Origin of the sequence: Psychrobacter namhaensis, from assembly GCF_016107545.1 — a bacterium.
Classification (GTDB): domain Bacteria; phylum Pseudomonadota; class Gammaproteobacteria; order Pseudomonadales; family Moraxellaceae; genus Psychrobacter; species Psychrobacter namhaensis.
Genome location: NZ_JABASS010000024.1, coordinates 1 through 15,459 on the forward strand (window position 1 = coordinate 1; position 15,459 = coordinate 15,459).

At 44.6% G+C, this 15,459-nt stretch carries 11 protein-coding genes, 1 other RNA gene and 1 pseudogene; 6 read left to right on the plus strand and 7 right to left on the minus strand.

The features are described from left to right. Positions 1-296: 296 nt before the first annotated feature. The 6 genes from JFC06_RS11910 to prmB form a co-directional block, all read right to left on the minus strand. Positions 297-770, minus strand: a complete 474-nt coding sequence (locus tag JFC06_RS11910) for a CinA family protein (protein WP_198335211.1) — start codon at positions 768-770, stop codon at positions 297-299. A 211-nt stretch (positions 771-981) separates the two neighbouring features. Further along, entirely contained in the window at positions 982-1,185 is a 204-nt protein-coding gene (locus JFC06_RS11915) for a CsbD family protein (RefSeq protein ID WP_193005722.1), read from the minus strand. Positions 1,186-1,620: 435 nt separating this feature from the next. After that, positions 1,621-1,979: a transfer-messenger RNA gene (gene ssrA / locus JFC06_RS11920) on the minus strand. A gap of 85 nt (positions 1,980-2,064) precedes the next feature. Further along, entirely contained in the window at positions 2,065-2,736 is a 672-nt protein-coding gene (locus JFC06_RS11925; RefSeq protein ID WP_198335212.1) for an alpha/beta hydrolase, read from the minus strand. A 515-nt stretch (positions 2,737-3,251) separates the two neighbouring features. Further along, positions 3,252-4,355 carry a chorismate synthase gene (aroC, locus tag JFC06_RS11930; RefSeq protein ID WP_198335213.1) on the minus strand — a complete coding sequence of 368 codons (1,104 nt, stop codon included), beginning with the start codon at positions 4,353-4,355 and terminating at the stop codon, positions 3,252-3,254. 101 nt (positions 4,356-4,456) lie between these two features. Then, positions 4,457-5,632 (minus strand): 50S ribosomal protein L3 N(5)-glutamine methyltransferase, encoded by a 1,176-nt coding sequence (prmB, locus tag JFC06_RS11935; protein ID WP_198335214.1) that lies wholly within the window; start codon positions 5,630-5,632, stop codon positions 4,457-4,459. A 345-nt stretch (positions 5,633-5,977) separates the two neighbouring features. Here prmB and JFC06_RS11940 point away from each other — a divergent pair, with 345 nt between their 5' ends. Further along, the gene (locus tag JFC06_RS11940) at positions 5,978-7,456 is read left to right on the plus strand and encodes a L,D-transpeptidase family protein (protein WP_193005718.1); all 1,479 of its coding nucleotides are present in this window, start codon (positions 5,978-5,980) and stop codon (positions 7,454-7,456) included. A gap of 112 nt (positions 7,457-7,568) precedes the next feature. Here the strand turns inward: JFC06_RS11940 and JFC06_RS11945 are convergent, their stop codons facing one another. Continuing rightward, complete coding sequence (locus tag JFC06_RS11945) at positions 7,569-7,781, minus strand: hypothetical protein (protein WP_193005717.1); 213 nt, start codon at positions 7,779-7,781, stop codon at positions 7,569-7,571. A gap of 289 nt (positions 7,782-8,070) precedes the next feature. Between JFC06_RS11945 and JFC06_RS11950 the strand changes: the two genes are divergently transcribed. The 5 genes and pseudogenes from JFC06_RS11950 (at position 8,071) to JFC06_RS11970 (ending at position 15,349) form a co-directional block, all read left to right on the plus strand. Beyond that, positions 8,071-9,834, plus strand: a complete 1,764-nt coding sequence (locus tag JFC06_RS11950) for a TIGR00341 family protein (RefSeq protein ID WP_227670118.1) — start codon at positions 8,071-8,073, stop codon at positions 9,832-9,834. 144 nt (positions 9,835-9,978) lie between these two features. Further along, positions 9,979-12,651: an alanine--tRNA ligase gene (alaS, locus tag JFC06_RS11955; protein ID WP_198335215.1), complete on the plus strand. Its 2,673-nt coding sequence runs from the start codon at positions 9,979-9,981 to the stop codon at positions 12,649-12,651. A gap of 307 nt (positions 12,652-12,958) precedes the next feature. Beyond that, complete coding sequence (locus JFC06_RS11960) at positions 12,959-14,245, plus strand: aspartate kinase (RefSeq protein WP_198335216.1); 1,287 nt, start codon at positions 12,959-12,961, stop codon at positions 14,243-14,245. A gap of 365 nt (positions 14,246-14,610) precedes the next feature. Continuing rightward, positions 14,611-14,778: pseudogene (gene csrA, locus JFC06_RS11965) on the plus strand (carbon storage regulator CsrA); the annotation flags it as partial. 196 nt (positions 14,779-14,974) lie between these two features. Continuing rightward, positions 14,975-15,349: a HopJ type III effector protein gene (locus JFC06_RS11970; protein WP_193005714.1), complete on the plus strand. Its 375-nt coding sequence runs from the start codon at positions 14,975-14,977 to the stop codon at positions 15,347-15,349. Positions 15,350-15,459 lie beyond the last annotated feature (110 nt).

Consider the following 15,459-nt stretch of genomic DNA (forward strand, 5'->3'; position numbering starts at 1 on the left):
TCGTTGAGTCGTTAGTTTACCAAGTTTACTTGTACGGTTTCTTCAGCATAGCTCACGTCTAAACAGGGTCATAAACTCAGCAATAATAGCAGTGTAAATTCGCATTGTTTAAGGGTTATCCTCAGCTCACTTTTCGGTGAATGATAGTACACGCTAAGTAAAATATGGCCTTAAAATTTGCTGCGAAAATGCTTTAGCTTGGAAAATACACCAAACGTGACTCAATACTTAGCGAACTTCTCACTCTCGCAATGGTTACTCTATAGATTGACTGACCTCTCTCATAACACAGTAAACTAACTAGAATTGCTCACCACTCCAATGATACTCTTACAAATAAGACTGTTTAAGCTACGAAGCTTCTGCTCCGGTGGCCCACTACATAAGCAGCGAAAGTCATAAACTTTGTTATCATACCCAATGCAGTAAAAAAACGTACCAACAGGCTTCTCTTTGGTCTCAGAGCCTCCGTGCTTTAGTAAGCCAGTACACGCAACATGTAAGTCAGCGTCAAACATCTTTTTGGATTTGATGACCAACTCATGAGTAACTTCTAATGATTCAGCAGTATACTTATCAATCAATTGACTTGAGACGTTAAGGACATTCTTTTTTAACGAAACGTCATAACACACCAGTCCGCCCATCAGAACATCCCCTGAGTACGGACTGACTGAAAACCGATGCGACAAATATCCAGCGGTTGCACTCTCGATAAATACTACCGTTAATTCATTATCTGCCAGTAATTTTGCACAACTATCAGGCATAACGGCCTCCTCAGTAAACCAAAAGCCCATTTCACGTGAGTAAAATCATTTTTTATCTAAAAGCACGATGCTTAATTACAGATTATATCGAATGCTTATAATAAAAAGACCGCACAGTATTTAAATGCGGTCTCTTATACTTAAATTTTCTCATATTAGTATAGTGTTGTTTATCTTAAATAAGATTACATACACGTTTGAAGATCTAGGTTCAATAGTTGTTTTCGCGACGCCATGTATCTACATCACGCTCAGCATCTTCTTTGGAATGACCGTAGCGCTCTTGGACACGTCCCACGAGCTTATCACGGTCACCTTCAATGTGAGTCAGATCATCATCTGTCAGATCTGCCCATTTTTGTTTTACTGAACCTTTAATTTGGTTCCAATTACCTTTCAAAGTATGTTCATTCATAGTGGTACTCCTTTCCATTTTTTATAGTCAAAACTTTTATAGTTAAAACTGAGTAACTCAATTCTATTAAAAATCAGTAAGCGCTATAAAACTTACGCTAACCTCCCTAATATTAGGAAAGGAGGATTGAGCTGTCTGTATAAAGAATGTTCACAGTAGTACTTAACTGCTATGTTAGTTACGCTAACCTTTCAATGGCTCTATTTTTGTTATGAGAAAGCTTTTAACGTACATTTTTTATGTAAAGTATCTGTCTTTAGCGCAACTCACATTAATGGGCGAAATTCTATAATAAGGAGTTCTTGTACCTCATTACTATAGACTCTAGAGCTAGGCATACTCATTCGTGCCTCTAAAAAACACTTTTTTTAATAAAAATATTCATTTAAAAACAAAAAAAATCCGATCACATTAAGTGACCGGATTTTTAGTATTTGGTGGAGATGGCGGGAGTTGAACCCGCGTCCGCCAGCATTACGCTCATGAATCTACATGTTTAGTTTCTGTCTTTAGTTTTAATCCGCACCGATCCGACAGTCAGGATGGATTGGACGATTCTCTACTTTTGAACCCAAGCGATTGAGACAATCCCTTGTGGCGAGCCTACATGCGGACGCTTCAACTTAGTTAACCAACTGTAGGTGATCAGCAACTAAGTAAGCAGGGTTTAAGCTGCTAGAGCGTAAGTTTCGTCGTTTGCGACTATAACAATATATGTTTGATTAACGAGAGGACATACACTCTCGACATGCATCATTGAGTTTCATCACCAGCGTCGAAGCCAGAACATCCCCAATAAGGTCGATTATTATATAATACTTATAGGCTAGTTTTCAACCTATAAGACAGTGGTATTACATTAAGTTACAGCTTAATTATCTAAGCCAATACCTTATTCAACCATTGTCCGATATTTTGAATCTGCGGCATACAAACCTGATGCGCCATCGGATAAGTATTGTATTCGACACCATAGTCTTTTTTCGTTAGTAGTTGATGCGCCTGCTCGCCCAAAACCACAGGAACGACTGGGTCGTGAGTACCATGCTCAATGAGAATCGGCATGTTTTTATTAGCAGTGCTATAGTCGATGTTGTCATTGGTCGCCAAGTACGTAGAAAGCGCCATCAACCCAGCCAAGCGCTCAGGGTAGCCCAATGCCACGTGATACGCCACTGCCCCGCCTTGCGAAAATCCTGCAACAACAATGTGTTCAGGGTTGACACCGCGCTCAACCTCGCGACGAATTAAATCCTGTATTTGCTGAGACGACTCTTCAATCTGAGCAGTATCGACTTTGCGCTCTAGGCTCATCTCTAAGATATCGTACCAAGCTGGCATCACCATGCCACCATTTACCGTTACGGCACGCTTAGGGGCATGCGGAAAAATAAAGCGGACAGCCATATCATCAGCCAAGCCTAGCTGCGGTACCACAGGTTCAAAGTCATGACCACTAGCCCCCAAACCATGAAGCCAGATGACGGCTCTATCTATCGGCTTTTGTGATGGGTTATGCTCAACAATGACCGTGTCTAAATAATTACTCATACTCTTTAGATTCCTTTAAATAAGAATGATACGTACAACCGAATTTTATTTTCAATAAAGCGGATTTTTTGCCGCATATTTTAGTTTTTTATAGTAATGCTGGTTATTCTACCGCTTTTAAGCAAAACCATCCGTCAAAAATCATTCACTCACAACCTTAATTTTCAGCCATTTGTCATATTTTGCTAGGATGGAGAAAAAACTGAAAACATTTTTTATGCTACGCTCACTTAATAGGCAGATACATAGTGCTTTGAGTACTGTATGACGCCTTATGATGATTTTTCAATGTTCATAGACAAACAAGCTTGAAACAACGATTTGTCATGAACTGTCTACTACCTTAAAAATAGGCGGTTACTGAGGCACATTTTCAAACCAACGGAGGTTTATCGACTCAATTACCCCTCTCTGGAACAGTCACAAAAAAGGAAACAGGCACAAAAAAGCCCCTTGTTATTCCTAGTGACCGCTAATTAGGAAAACAAAGGGCCAATAACACGACAAAAAACCGTCTAAACGATCGCCTGTACTGGCTGTTTTACGTCAGCGTTTTGACCTCGATGGCGCAGATAATGATCGAGCAACACAATCGCTAGCATGGCTTCAGCAATGGGCGTTGCCCGTACACCAACGCACGGGTCGTGACGCCCTTTAGTCAGCATATCAATCGCCTCACCTTGAGTATTGATACTCTTGCCAGCCGTGGTGATGCTTGACGTGGGCTTAAGAGCGATACTGACTCGAATATCTTGGCCTGACGAGATGCCGCCCAAGATACCGCCAGCGTGATTGGCCGTGAAGCCGTCTGGCGTCATCTCATCACGAGAACGATGACCAAACTGCCCGGCGACCGCCATACCATCGCCAATCTCGACCCCTTTTACCGCATTGATACTCATCATGGCATGGGCAATATCCGCATCCAAACGATCAAACACTGGCTCACCAAGCCCAACTGGCACACCACTGGCAATCACTTCAAGACGAGCACCGCAAGATGTTCCTTCACGGCGTAGGTTATCTATCAGTGCTTCAAAACGGCCAATGGCTTCTTTATCCGCACAGAAAAACGGATTGCTATTCACAAACTCCCAATCAATTTGGCTGGGGTCTAAGACGTTACTGTATTCATCCCCGATTTGGGTGACATGACCACGGACTTGAACTCCCAAACGATCTTGTAGATATTTCTTAGCAATCGCACCAGCCGCGACCCGCATCGCCGTCTCACGTGCTGATGAGCGTCCACCACCACGGTAATCACGGAAGCCATATTTCATACTATAAGTATAGTCAGCATGACCCGGACGAAAAGTGTCTTTAATCTCACTATAGTCTTTTGATTTTTGATTGGTATTACGAATCAATAGACCAATAGAGGTGCCTGTTGTTTTGCCTTCAAACACACCAGAGATAATCTCAACCTCATCAGACTCGCGGCGCTGGGTTGAGTACTTTGAGGTACCCGGTTTGCGGCGATCCAAATCTACTTGCAAATCCTCTTCAGACAATACTAAGCCTGGTGGCACGCCATCGACGATTGCCATCAGACCTGCTCCATGCGACTCACCACAAGTGGTCACCGTAAAAACCTGACCGATACTGTTGCCTGCCATATTTATCCTTAAACAAGTAAACGCGACTGCTGTCTATTTGACCAATTATTTATAGTGTTGACTGCTTACTGCCACAGTGTCTCAACTACGTACCCATATAACTACTGAATACCATCCAACAACTGCACATAAGCGGCAAACAGCTGACGATGTGCCATTAACTCATCATAAGTAATAGCAAAAACCCCGTGACCACCGTGAGTAAACTTTAACCAATCGAACTGAATTTCAGGATACGCTTGTTTTAATGCCCATTCACTATCGCCCACTTCACAAATCAATAAGCCTTCTGGGCTTAGATACTCTGGCGCTTCAAATAAGATGCGATGCACCAAATCTAACCCGTCTTGACCCGCTGCTAATGCGTGCTCAGGCTCGTATAAAAACTCAGGGGGTAGGTCTGCCATAATGGCCGCATCGACATACGGTGGATTAGTTACGATCAGTTCATACTGGTTTTCAGTAGGAATTTTAGCGAACAGATCTGACTCAATGACATTCACTTGATGACCAAGATCATGATGATCGACGTTAACCATGGCTACTTCTAGGGCGCCTTTATCAATATCAACGGCATCTACCAAAGCATCGACGAAGCGCGTGGCAAGGGCAATAGCAATACAACCTGAGCCGGTACACAAATCTAAAATGCGTTCAGGCTGCGACAGTTGCTTGACGTCTAAACCATGATCGTAAAATACAGCGGTCTGCTCGTTGACACTAAGCCCAAGCGGCTTGGCCAATTCATTGACCTCAAAATACGGATGAAACTGCTGACGTATCAACTCTGCAATAGGTGAGCGTGGAATTAACACCCGCTCATCAACATAAAAAGGCAAATCACAAAAGTAGGATAAGTTAATTAAGTAACTGAGTGGTTTACGCTCAGCGATACGCTCTTCTAACAAGCTCAGTACCAACTGCTTCTCTGATGTGGTCAGGCGACAGTCCAAAATCTGCTCATTCGCTGACCAATCTAAAGAGAGGGAATGCAAAACAATCGCGGCGGCTTCAGCAAACTCATCCGTCGTGCCTTGAGCAACCACCACATCATAGTTACGCAGCTGAGTGACGGAAAAACGAATAAAGTCACGAATACTGACCAGCTGCTCACGTGCTTCTTCCAGCTCTGCATGCAGGTTGGCAAATTGGTCGTCCTCACCGAGAAGCCCAGTTTCCAAATCATACTCCATCGTACTGTCTAAACCCTTAGCCTCATTATCGTTAAAGTATTGGTTTTGAAACTCTTCTGCGCTCATTGTTTGGTCTTCTGACATATCGCACCTTGCTGATTGCATGTTCACTGACTACATGCGGATGGGTTAAACCGCTTTTTGTAAAAAGCCGATCTATTAAATAAAAATCTCGTCATACATTATAGACACAAACACTAAGTAGCGCCAATATTTGCACACGTACTGGCGTTTGCCTTTATAAAGATAGCGGTAATAATCCAGTATTGCCCTATACACACTCTCGCTCAGTTATTACCCAACTGTAGTGAATACGTCAACGGTTGACGTTTAGCAAGCCTTAACCGAAAAAAGATGTGTCGAAAGTTTGCGAAGCAACCGAATTATGCGCATAATAGCCGCATTAATAGCAACCACAAGTGATTCAACATGATGAAAATAAAGCCTATTATTACTGCTATATCTATTGCTGTCGCTAGTGCCAGTGTGAGTGCGCTCGCCGCACCTGCTGATAGCACTCGCACATTGCCAGTACGCACCGCTGATTCACTGCCTAGTATTGCCAAAAAAGTGAGCCTCAATGTACAAGAAACTCGCAGCACCTCACTAGACAGTCGCGACCCTACAGCAGCTCAGCCCAAGCCAACTAACGATAAGCCTGCTAATAGTAAGCCAGCTAAAAATAAAGCAGACCCTAAACCCGCTGACAGTATGACGCAACTCATCGATTCAAAGAATAAGTCAGCCGCCTCTGTGATCTCAGAAGCACCAGCGGAACCAAACTCGACCACTGCCGATAATATGAGCGCAGCAGAGCTGACCCTTAAAGATGAGCAGTCTGACAGCACGGATGATATTAGCGAAGGTCAAGCCGTTGCCGCGCCAAGTGACATCTCATCTATTGATTCATCTGATCCGCTGGCTTTTGAATTGCCTGAGAGTGAAAAACGTCAAGATTTCAGTGATGACCCTACCATCAAAAACATCGAAGATAAAGATGGTAAAAGATACACCACACTGAACTTGTCCAACTACGCCAAACAAGTAAATGAGGCTGTCTGGTCCCCTAACATGAAAGTCAACTCAGCGATGACCATTAAAATGCAGGCTTTGCTCGATTGGAACCACGCCTCTCCAGGTCCTATCGATGGCGGCTGGGGTATGAACAGCAAAAAAGCCCTTATCAACTTCCAAACCATGAAAGGCTTGCCAGCAACGGGCAAAATGGATCAAAAAACGTGGAATGCGCTGATCAAAAATATTCCTGCCAATAAACCTGTGCTCGTAACTTATACACTAACTGAGGATGATATCAACACCAACTTTGCGTCCACGCCTTCTGGATCAGAAGCCAAGTCAAAAATGAAAGGTCTGTACTACCAAGACATCAAAGAAATGCTTGGTGAGCGCTTTCATATGGATGTACGCTATCTAGATAAGCTAAATAAGAGCAAAGAGTATAAAGCTGGCGAAACCATCACGGTCCTTAATACGCGCGGTCCACTTAATCAGCGCATCAACCGCGTGGTTGCCAACAAAGCGGACAAAACATTGTACGCGTATAATGGCAATCAACTGGTAGCGACTTACCCAACGACTGTGGGCAGTGATGCCACCCCTTCCCCACAAGGGACGTTTAAAATCATCAATAAAGTAAAAATGCCTTGGTATAAAGCGACGGTCGGTGAAGGCACGCAGAAAAAAGTTCACATGCTACCACCAGGGCCAAACAATCCTGTCGGCGTTGTATGGATGGGCTTATCTAAACCTTCTTATGGATTACATGGCTCCCCAAAACCTGAAGGCATCAGTCGCCAAGCATCAGCAGGTTGTGTGCGTTTGACCAACTGGGATGTGTTAGAAGTTTATGCCAATATCGAAAATGGTGCGACCGTTGAGCTCAAGTAATTAGCCACGGTAATATCAAAAAAGACCTCTACACCGAGGTCTTTTTTATGCGTATTGGTTTTACGTCTACCTAATAGATTGTGTGGGTGCAACTCACAACCTCCGCTCAAACTTAAGCTTTATAACCTTCTTCATTGCCCGTAATACTACCGACTTTTTTTGTAAAAAACATGCCTGCTGGGATGGAAACCAAAATACCCAATAATACCGCTATTTGAATATGAGGAATCTCATTAAAGCCTGTGATTAATGCGCCAATGATAAAAACGCCAATGGTGACTGTTGCGGCTATTGAATAGATGACAGAGAATAATGGCCAGTTCATAAGTTATTCCTCATTTTAATTGTGGATATACTACCTTTATACACCAATCCCACATAAAAAGTAAGTATTTATTCTAAACCTTTAGGCCAGTTATATCAGGTGACGACGTATAAAAACCCTGTTATTATTAAGGTTTTTATATTAATCCTTTTACCCCCTAATTATCGTCTTTCAACTATCTCCAATTACCTCCTCTTTTCTTCTGATGTGTCGCAAAAACCCCCTATACCTTTAGCTATTTATCATTACAATAATGACTTTCTGTTAACTCTTAAAAAAGCTACCTTTTATGACCTTACCTGAAGAAAACCCATCTAATGAGTCGGTGACACCAGACAACTCAGCGGAGACTGGCCACCATGCTACTGAACCAGAGGCTGGAACTCAGACTTCGCCTGATGCCCCTACACTAGATGCGGCAGTAAGTCATGACAAAACAGAGGAGCTTGATCAAGATATACCCTGTGCACAAATGCCTGATGCACAAGTCAAGGTAGAGTCGCTTGCGCCTGATGTGGTAGTCGCCACATTAGAGCCGTCTGAGGCTGAGTCACCGTCAACCGCTGAAGACTCGCCAGCTATAGGGGAAAAATCACGGACAAAATCAGAGTCAGATTTTTTTCAATCAGACTCTGCGGACTCAACAGCAAAGCCCTCTCAAGACAGCGGGGAAGTATCCGTTGAAGCAGAAGCTGCTCACCCTGCCACTGCCCAAGAGACCTCTATCCAAAAGACCTCTATAGACAAAATGGATGGTCAATCAGCGGACACATCCACTTGCTCCCATATCCCTACAACAGAAACACTAGCCTCTACTCATCAACAAAAAACCGAAGATGGAACCAAAGACGATCACAAAAATGGGAATCCGGACAATCAAAAGCATCAGGATAGTGACGATATAGAGAGTACCAACAAGCACAGCGAACAGGAAAGTGACGAAGAGGAAGAAGTCAAAGAAGAGAAAGAAGCCAAACTTGAGTCTTATAAGCAGTTTGTCGCTGAACAATTTAGCAACCAAAAGGTAGATTATCCAGAGGTGCGAGTCAAGATTGAAGCAAGCGCCCTGCCTAGCAGAATGTACTTTATCATGAATACGCTCTCCGCCATTATCGCCAGTTATGGGCTGGTGACCAACTCAGCTGCTGTGGTCATTGGCGCTATGCTGGTGGCGATGATGCTGGGTCCTATCACTGGAGTCGCACTAGCAATTATTGACCATCGCATGCCGCTGCTACGCAAATCACTTATTACGGTGGTTGTTGGCGTGTCATTGGTGGTACTGGTCGGTTTTGTAGTTGGCTGGCTCCACAAAGATCAGCCATTGACCGCAGAGATATTGTCGCGCACTCAGCCAACTTCCATGGATTTAATGATCGCGTTAGCTGGAGGCACGGCTGGTGCCTATGCGATGGTGTCTCCGCACCTCTCGGTCGCCGTTGTAGGCGTAGCCGTCGCCACCGCTTTGGTGCCACCTCTTGCTGCTAGTGGCGTTTTATTTGCCAATGGCGAGATGCAGCTTGGGTTTGGCGCGCTTTTATTAGCCGCCACCAACATTATTGCCATTCAATTTACCAATGCCCTTGTCTTATGGGTATTGGGCTTTCGCCGATTGGTTGATGATGACTATAAATCCAATACTTATCTGACTTTTTTGCAGCGCAATGCGGTGACTTTATTGCTGCTGGGCGGCTTGGGCGCGTATCTGACTATCAACCTACAGACCAATGCCAAGCAGCAAGTGTTTGAGAGTAGCGTAAAAGAAGCCATCAACAGCTACTTTATCGATAAGGGTAACGTACTAACCAACACTCAATTCGACACCTCAGAAAACAACAAAGTCGTACGAGCGGTCATTCGCGGAGAGACGCTGCCAAGCTCATACGATGTCCGCCAAATTGAAACCATCATTACCCAAGATATGGTCGAAAACTTCCCCGAATATTTGCCGATCAAACTCCAATTGCGTTATCTACCAGTACAAGTCATTGAGTCCAACCCATTGGTACAAGATAAACTAGATAAGACCGATGCGGCGATTTTGACCAATTAACATTATATCCTGTAAAGTGAGCGGCAGTAGGTAGTCACAGAATAACCTAGCAGTTGTAACTCTTATACCAAGAGCTTGGGCGTTTGTGCTAAAATCGCATGCAAAATTATTTTTCTCAATTCTATCCGTCAGTAAGGAGCCGCTGTGAGCCAGCCATTTCGCTCAGCCGATATTCGCCAAGCTTTTATCGATTTTTTTATAAGCAAGCAGCACACCCAAGTCCCATCGTCTAGTTTGATTCCGCATAATGACCCGACGTTGCTATTTACCAATGCCGGTATGAATCAGTTTAAAGAGACATTTTTGGGCATGGAGCCACGCGACTATACACGTGCCGTGACCTCACAAAAATGCGTTCGTGCTGGCGGCAAACACAATGATTTGGACAATGTCGGCTATACCGCGCGTCATCATACGTTTTTTGAGATGCTCGGTAACTTCTCGTTTGGCGATTATTTTAAACAAGCAGGTATCGAGTACATCTGGGAGTTTTTGACATCGACTGAGTGGCTGGCGATTGATAAAGATCGTCTCTATGTCACCATTTATGAAACCGATGATGAAGCCTTTGAGATTTGGAATAAAAACATCGGTATTCCAAGTGAGCGCATCATTCGTATTGGTGATAATAAAGGCGCGCCTTACGCGTCAGATAACTTTTGGACCATGGGCGACACGGGTCCTTGTGGGCCTTGTACCGAAGTCTTTTATGATCACGGCGCCGATATCGAAGGCGGCCTACCAGGTACGCCAGAAGAAGATGGCGATCGCTACATTGAGATTTGGAACTGTGTGTTTATGCAGTTCAATCGTCAAAAAGACGGCACGCTATTGCCACTTCCTGCGCCAAGTGTCGATACCGGCATGGGGCTTGAGCGTATTAGTGCCATCATGCAAGGCGTCCACGGCAACTACGAAATCGACTTATTTGTCCATTTAATGGATGCGGCGGCTGAGATTTTAGAGATTAAAAACGAACAACAGTCATCGCTAAAAGTCATCGCCGATCACATTCGTGCTGTGGCATTTTTGATTGCTGATGGCGTGACACCAAGTAATGAAGGTCGCGGCTATGTATTGCGCCGTGTGATCCGTCGCGCGGTACGTCATGGCAACAAACTTGGCGCCGATAGTGAATTTTTCTATAAGATGGTTGCCCCACTCGTGGCTGAAATGGGCAGTGCCTATCCTGAGCTAAAAGACAAGCAAAGCGCTATCGAAAACGCCATTCAAAAAGAAGAAGCACAGTTTGCTAAAACATTGGCACAAGGTCTACGTTTGCTTGCCAGCGAGCTTGAAGGCTTACAAGATGGCGATACGCTGTCTGGTGAAGCGGCATTCAAACTGTACGACACCTACGGCTTCCCGCTTGATTTGACCGCCGATATCACTCGTGAGCGCGGTATTGCGATTGATGAAGCGGAATTTGATGAACACATGCAAGCACAACGTGAGCGTGCTCGTGATGCGGGCAAGTTTGATGTTGATTATAGTAGCGTCATCCAAGTTGAGACGCCAACGACCTTTGTGGGCTATGAGCAGCTTGAAGAAGACGGCGTGACCATTGACGCGCTTTACCAAGATGGCAATCCGGCAGACAGCTTAACCGAAGGTATGGAAGGCGTTGTGGTATTGGATCGTACCCCATTTTATGCTGAAGGTGGTGGTCAAGTTGGTGAGCTGGGCGAAATTCGCACCGCAACTGGTGTCTTTGAGGTTCAAGATACCAAGAAATCTGGTCAGGCCATTATCCATTATGGTGTCGTTACCATGGGTGACATCAGCACCAAACAAACCGCGGACGCTCAAGTGCTCTCTAGCATCCGTGCAGCAAGCGCCAAAAACCACTCTGCCACTCACCTACTGCATGCAGCGTTGAGAGAAGTGTTGGGAGAGGAAGTCACGCAAAAAGGCTCACTGGTCTCAAGCGACGTGCTACGTTTTGACTTCTCCTATGACAAACCAGTCAGTGCCGCTGAGATCACGCGGATAGAGCGCTTGGTCAATGAGCAAATCCAAGCCAATACCCCTGCTCGTATCGAGCACATGTCTATCGATGAAGCGATGAAACAAGGGGCCATGGCGCTGTTTGGCGAAAAATACGGTAGTGAGGTACGCGTACTCACCATGGGTACAGACAGCACCTTGGACGGGCAGCGCAAGCCTTTTTCTATCGAGCTGTGCGGCGGCCTACATGTTCAGCGCACGGGTGACATTGGCGTCTTAAAAATTACTAGCGAATCAGGGATTGCTGCGGGTGTTCGCCGTATTGAAGCCGTCACTGGCATGAATGCGATTAAAAACATTCAGCAAAGCGAACAACAACTGAGCGAGCTTGCCAGTCAGCTAAAAGTGAAACGTCCAGAAGTGGCGCAGCGTGTGCGCACCATGGCCGACAAGCAGCGCGACCTAGAAAAACAACTGGAACGTTTAGAGCAAAAAATGGCCAGTGCTCAAGCTGCAAGCTTGCTCGATGACGTTCAAACCATCGCAGGCACACCCGTTCTGATCAGTACTCTACGCGGTATCGATGGCAAATCTATCCGTACATTGATGGATGACATAAAATCCAAACTGCCAGACAGCGTGATTGTCTTGATTGGCGATAAAGACGAGCAGTTGGCCCTAGCAGCTAGTGTGGCTAAGTCTGTCACTGCTCAAGTAAAAGCCGGTGATATTATTCGTCATTTGGCAAGTGAGCTTGGTGGTAAAGGCGGCGGCAAACCCGACTACGCACAAGGTGGCGCACCAAAGTCTAGCAACAGCACAGCGGTTATTGAGGCGCTCCCTGCTTGGATTGAAGGCCAACTTAGCTAAACCATCAACCCAATACAGTACTATGTGCTTTATCCCCCTCCATGCGCGATTGGTTATAACCACTATAACCAATCGCCATACATCTAAGCCACACTGACACTTAACGTTGTGACGCAGATATGATATAAAGGTCAACGTTTGAACACATTGTTCATTTATTGAGTTTAAACCACGAACATTGAATAAATAAAAGACATAGGGCGCAACTCTTATAATACGGCCTTAACTATGGAAGCATTGATTGAGAGTCACATTGGCGCTCATCAATGACAATAAAAGGTCATTAATGAATAACAGGTAGGTTTTTATGGCGTTAATAGTACAGAAATACGGCGGCACCTCGATGGGCAGTATCGACCGCATCAAAAACGTCGCCAAACGAGTCAAACGCTGGCATGACAATGGTCATCAAGTGGTCGTTGTGGTATCTGCCATGAGTGGTGAAACCAACCGTCTGATCGATCTGGCACGCCAAATTAGCACTCAGCCTGATCCTCGTGAATATGACCAAATGGTCTCAACGGGTGAGCAAGTCTCTATCTCCTTACTAGCCATGGCAATCAAAGAGCTTGGCATTGGTGCCCGCTCACTTACTGGTCGTCAAGTCGCGATCAAAACGGACAATGCCCACAATAAAGCGCGTATCGAAAGCATTGACGATAAAAACATACGTGAGCAATTAGAGGCAGGCAATGTCGTCATCGTGGCAGGCTTTCAAGGCATTGACGACGAAGGCAATGCAACCACGTTAGGACGTGGCGGCTCTGATACCACTGGCGTCGCTATTGCCGCAGCATTGGGTGCTGATGAGTGTCAAATCTACACAGATGTCGATGGGGTGTATACCACCGACCCTCGCGTCACCTCAAAAGCCAAAAAGCTTGAAAAAATTACCTTTGAAGAAATGCTTGAGATGGCAAGCCTTGGCTCTAAGATTCTACAGATTCGCTCAGTAGAGTTCGCTGGTAAATATGGTGTGCCTTTGCGTGTACTATCTAGCTTTGATGAAAATACCGATGGCAGCTTTGACCAAGAGTTTCAAGACAACGTTGGCACCCTAATTACGATAGACGAAGGAGACAGTATGGAACAGGCAATCATCTCAGGTATCGCGTTTAACCGAGACGAAGCAAAAATTTTAGTGCGCGGTGTACCCGATCATCCTGGTATCGCCTCTGCTATCTTAAGCCCGATTGGCCGCGCCAATATCGAAATCGATATGATTGTACAAAATCTTTCGGACAACGGTACAACCGACTTCACGTTCACTGTCAACCGCACGGACTTGGACAAGACCTTAAAAGTACTTAACGAAGAAGTCAAAGACGAGATTGGTGCGAAAGAAATCCTAGGCAACAGCGAAGTCGTCAAGGTCTCCTTAGTGGGCGTGGGCATGCGTTCACACGCTGGTGTCGCTAGCCTCATGTTCCAGACGCTCGCTGAAAACAACATCAATATCCAAATGATATCGACCAGCGAAATCAAAGTGTCTGTTCTCATTCAAGATCAGCACCTAGAAAAAGCCGTTAAATCGTTACACACGGCCTTTGGTCTTGATCGTGAAGATGGGGAAAGCAAAATCGCTGGGTTATAAGCCTCCCAAAATCATTGAAGTATAGATTTAGCAGTTACGGTTATCAATTAATTGGCTACTCATTACTTTCAATAATACTTTAATCAAATAGGGTCTTTTTAGATCCTATTTTTCTTTTTTATTATTGCTAGGATAATTGTTTACCTAATAGTTTTGTGAAAAACCGTGACAGTATCTGTTATGCCCCCTATAATGGGGCTTTCATTTGGGCTAAATGAATCTACCTATCATTGCCGCTATAGCACAGCGTTAAGTATTATGGTTATTATTAATACATTGCCTATCTAGTGCTGCGGTGATGTCCTGCAATTGAGAAGTAATCTGATGAGTAATAATTTTTTGATGCGACATAAGGAGTGTGACGCATGTTAATTTTGACACGCCGCGTGGGCGAAACGCTAATGATTGGTGATGAGGTCAGTGTCACTGTCCTAGGTGTTAAAGGCAATCAAGTACGGATTGGTGTGAATGCACCTAAAGATATCGCTGTACATCGCGAAGAAATTTATCAACGTATTCAGCATGAGCGTACTGTACAGTCGCAAATGCAGCATCTAGAGCAAGGCAGTTTTGCGCCTTCATTTGATGACGAAGACTACTTTAATCGCTAAGCTAAATAAGCTAAGTTATCTAACGCTTAACTATCAATAATCATTGAGCACACATAAGCATTGTATTTTCATAAGTACGGTATTTTTGCTTTTGAATCTGCTCTGAGGTCATTTATTTATGAGTATCCGCCAATCAGATGTATCGGCTCTACTTAATGGTTTGAATAAAAAAGCCATTGGATTCAATGATGTCATCAGCTTTATTGATGATTTTTATCGTTATGCACCTGCCCCTTTTGTGAACGGAATGGTACATAATGCAGCCGGCGAAAACGAAGGCAGTGCGAAGATTTTTGGTTTTGCCAAGCACCACGGTCTTAATCAGTTAGACACGCTAAAACTGTTCGGCGAACATTATGCCAAAGTGTTAGCGACGCCTAACGGTACAGACCATGCCAATATTCGCAATTTTTTACATTGGGGCTGGCAAGGGTTTTTGATGCAAAAGAACCCATTAACGGTTCGTCCTAGCGTTGATACAACGGCGCTGTAGCTGTTTATGAATTGAATACGTCATTTATCGAGCAACAAAAAAGCCACGCTAACTATGAACTGACCCCCATAAGTTGGACACAACTTATGGGGTATTTTTATGCGTTACGA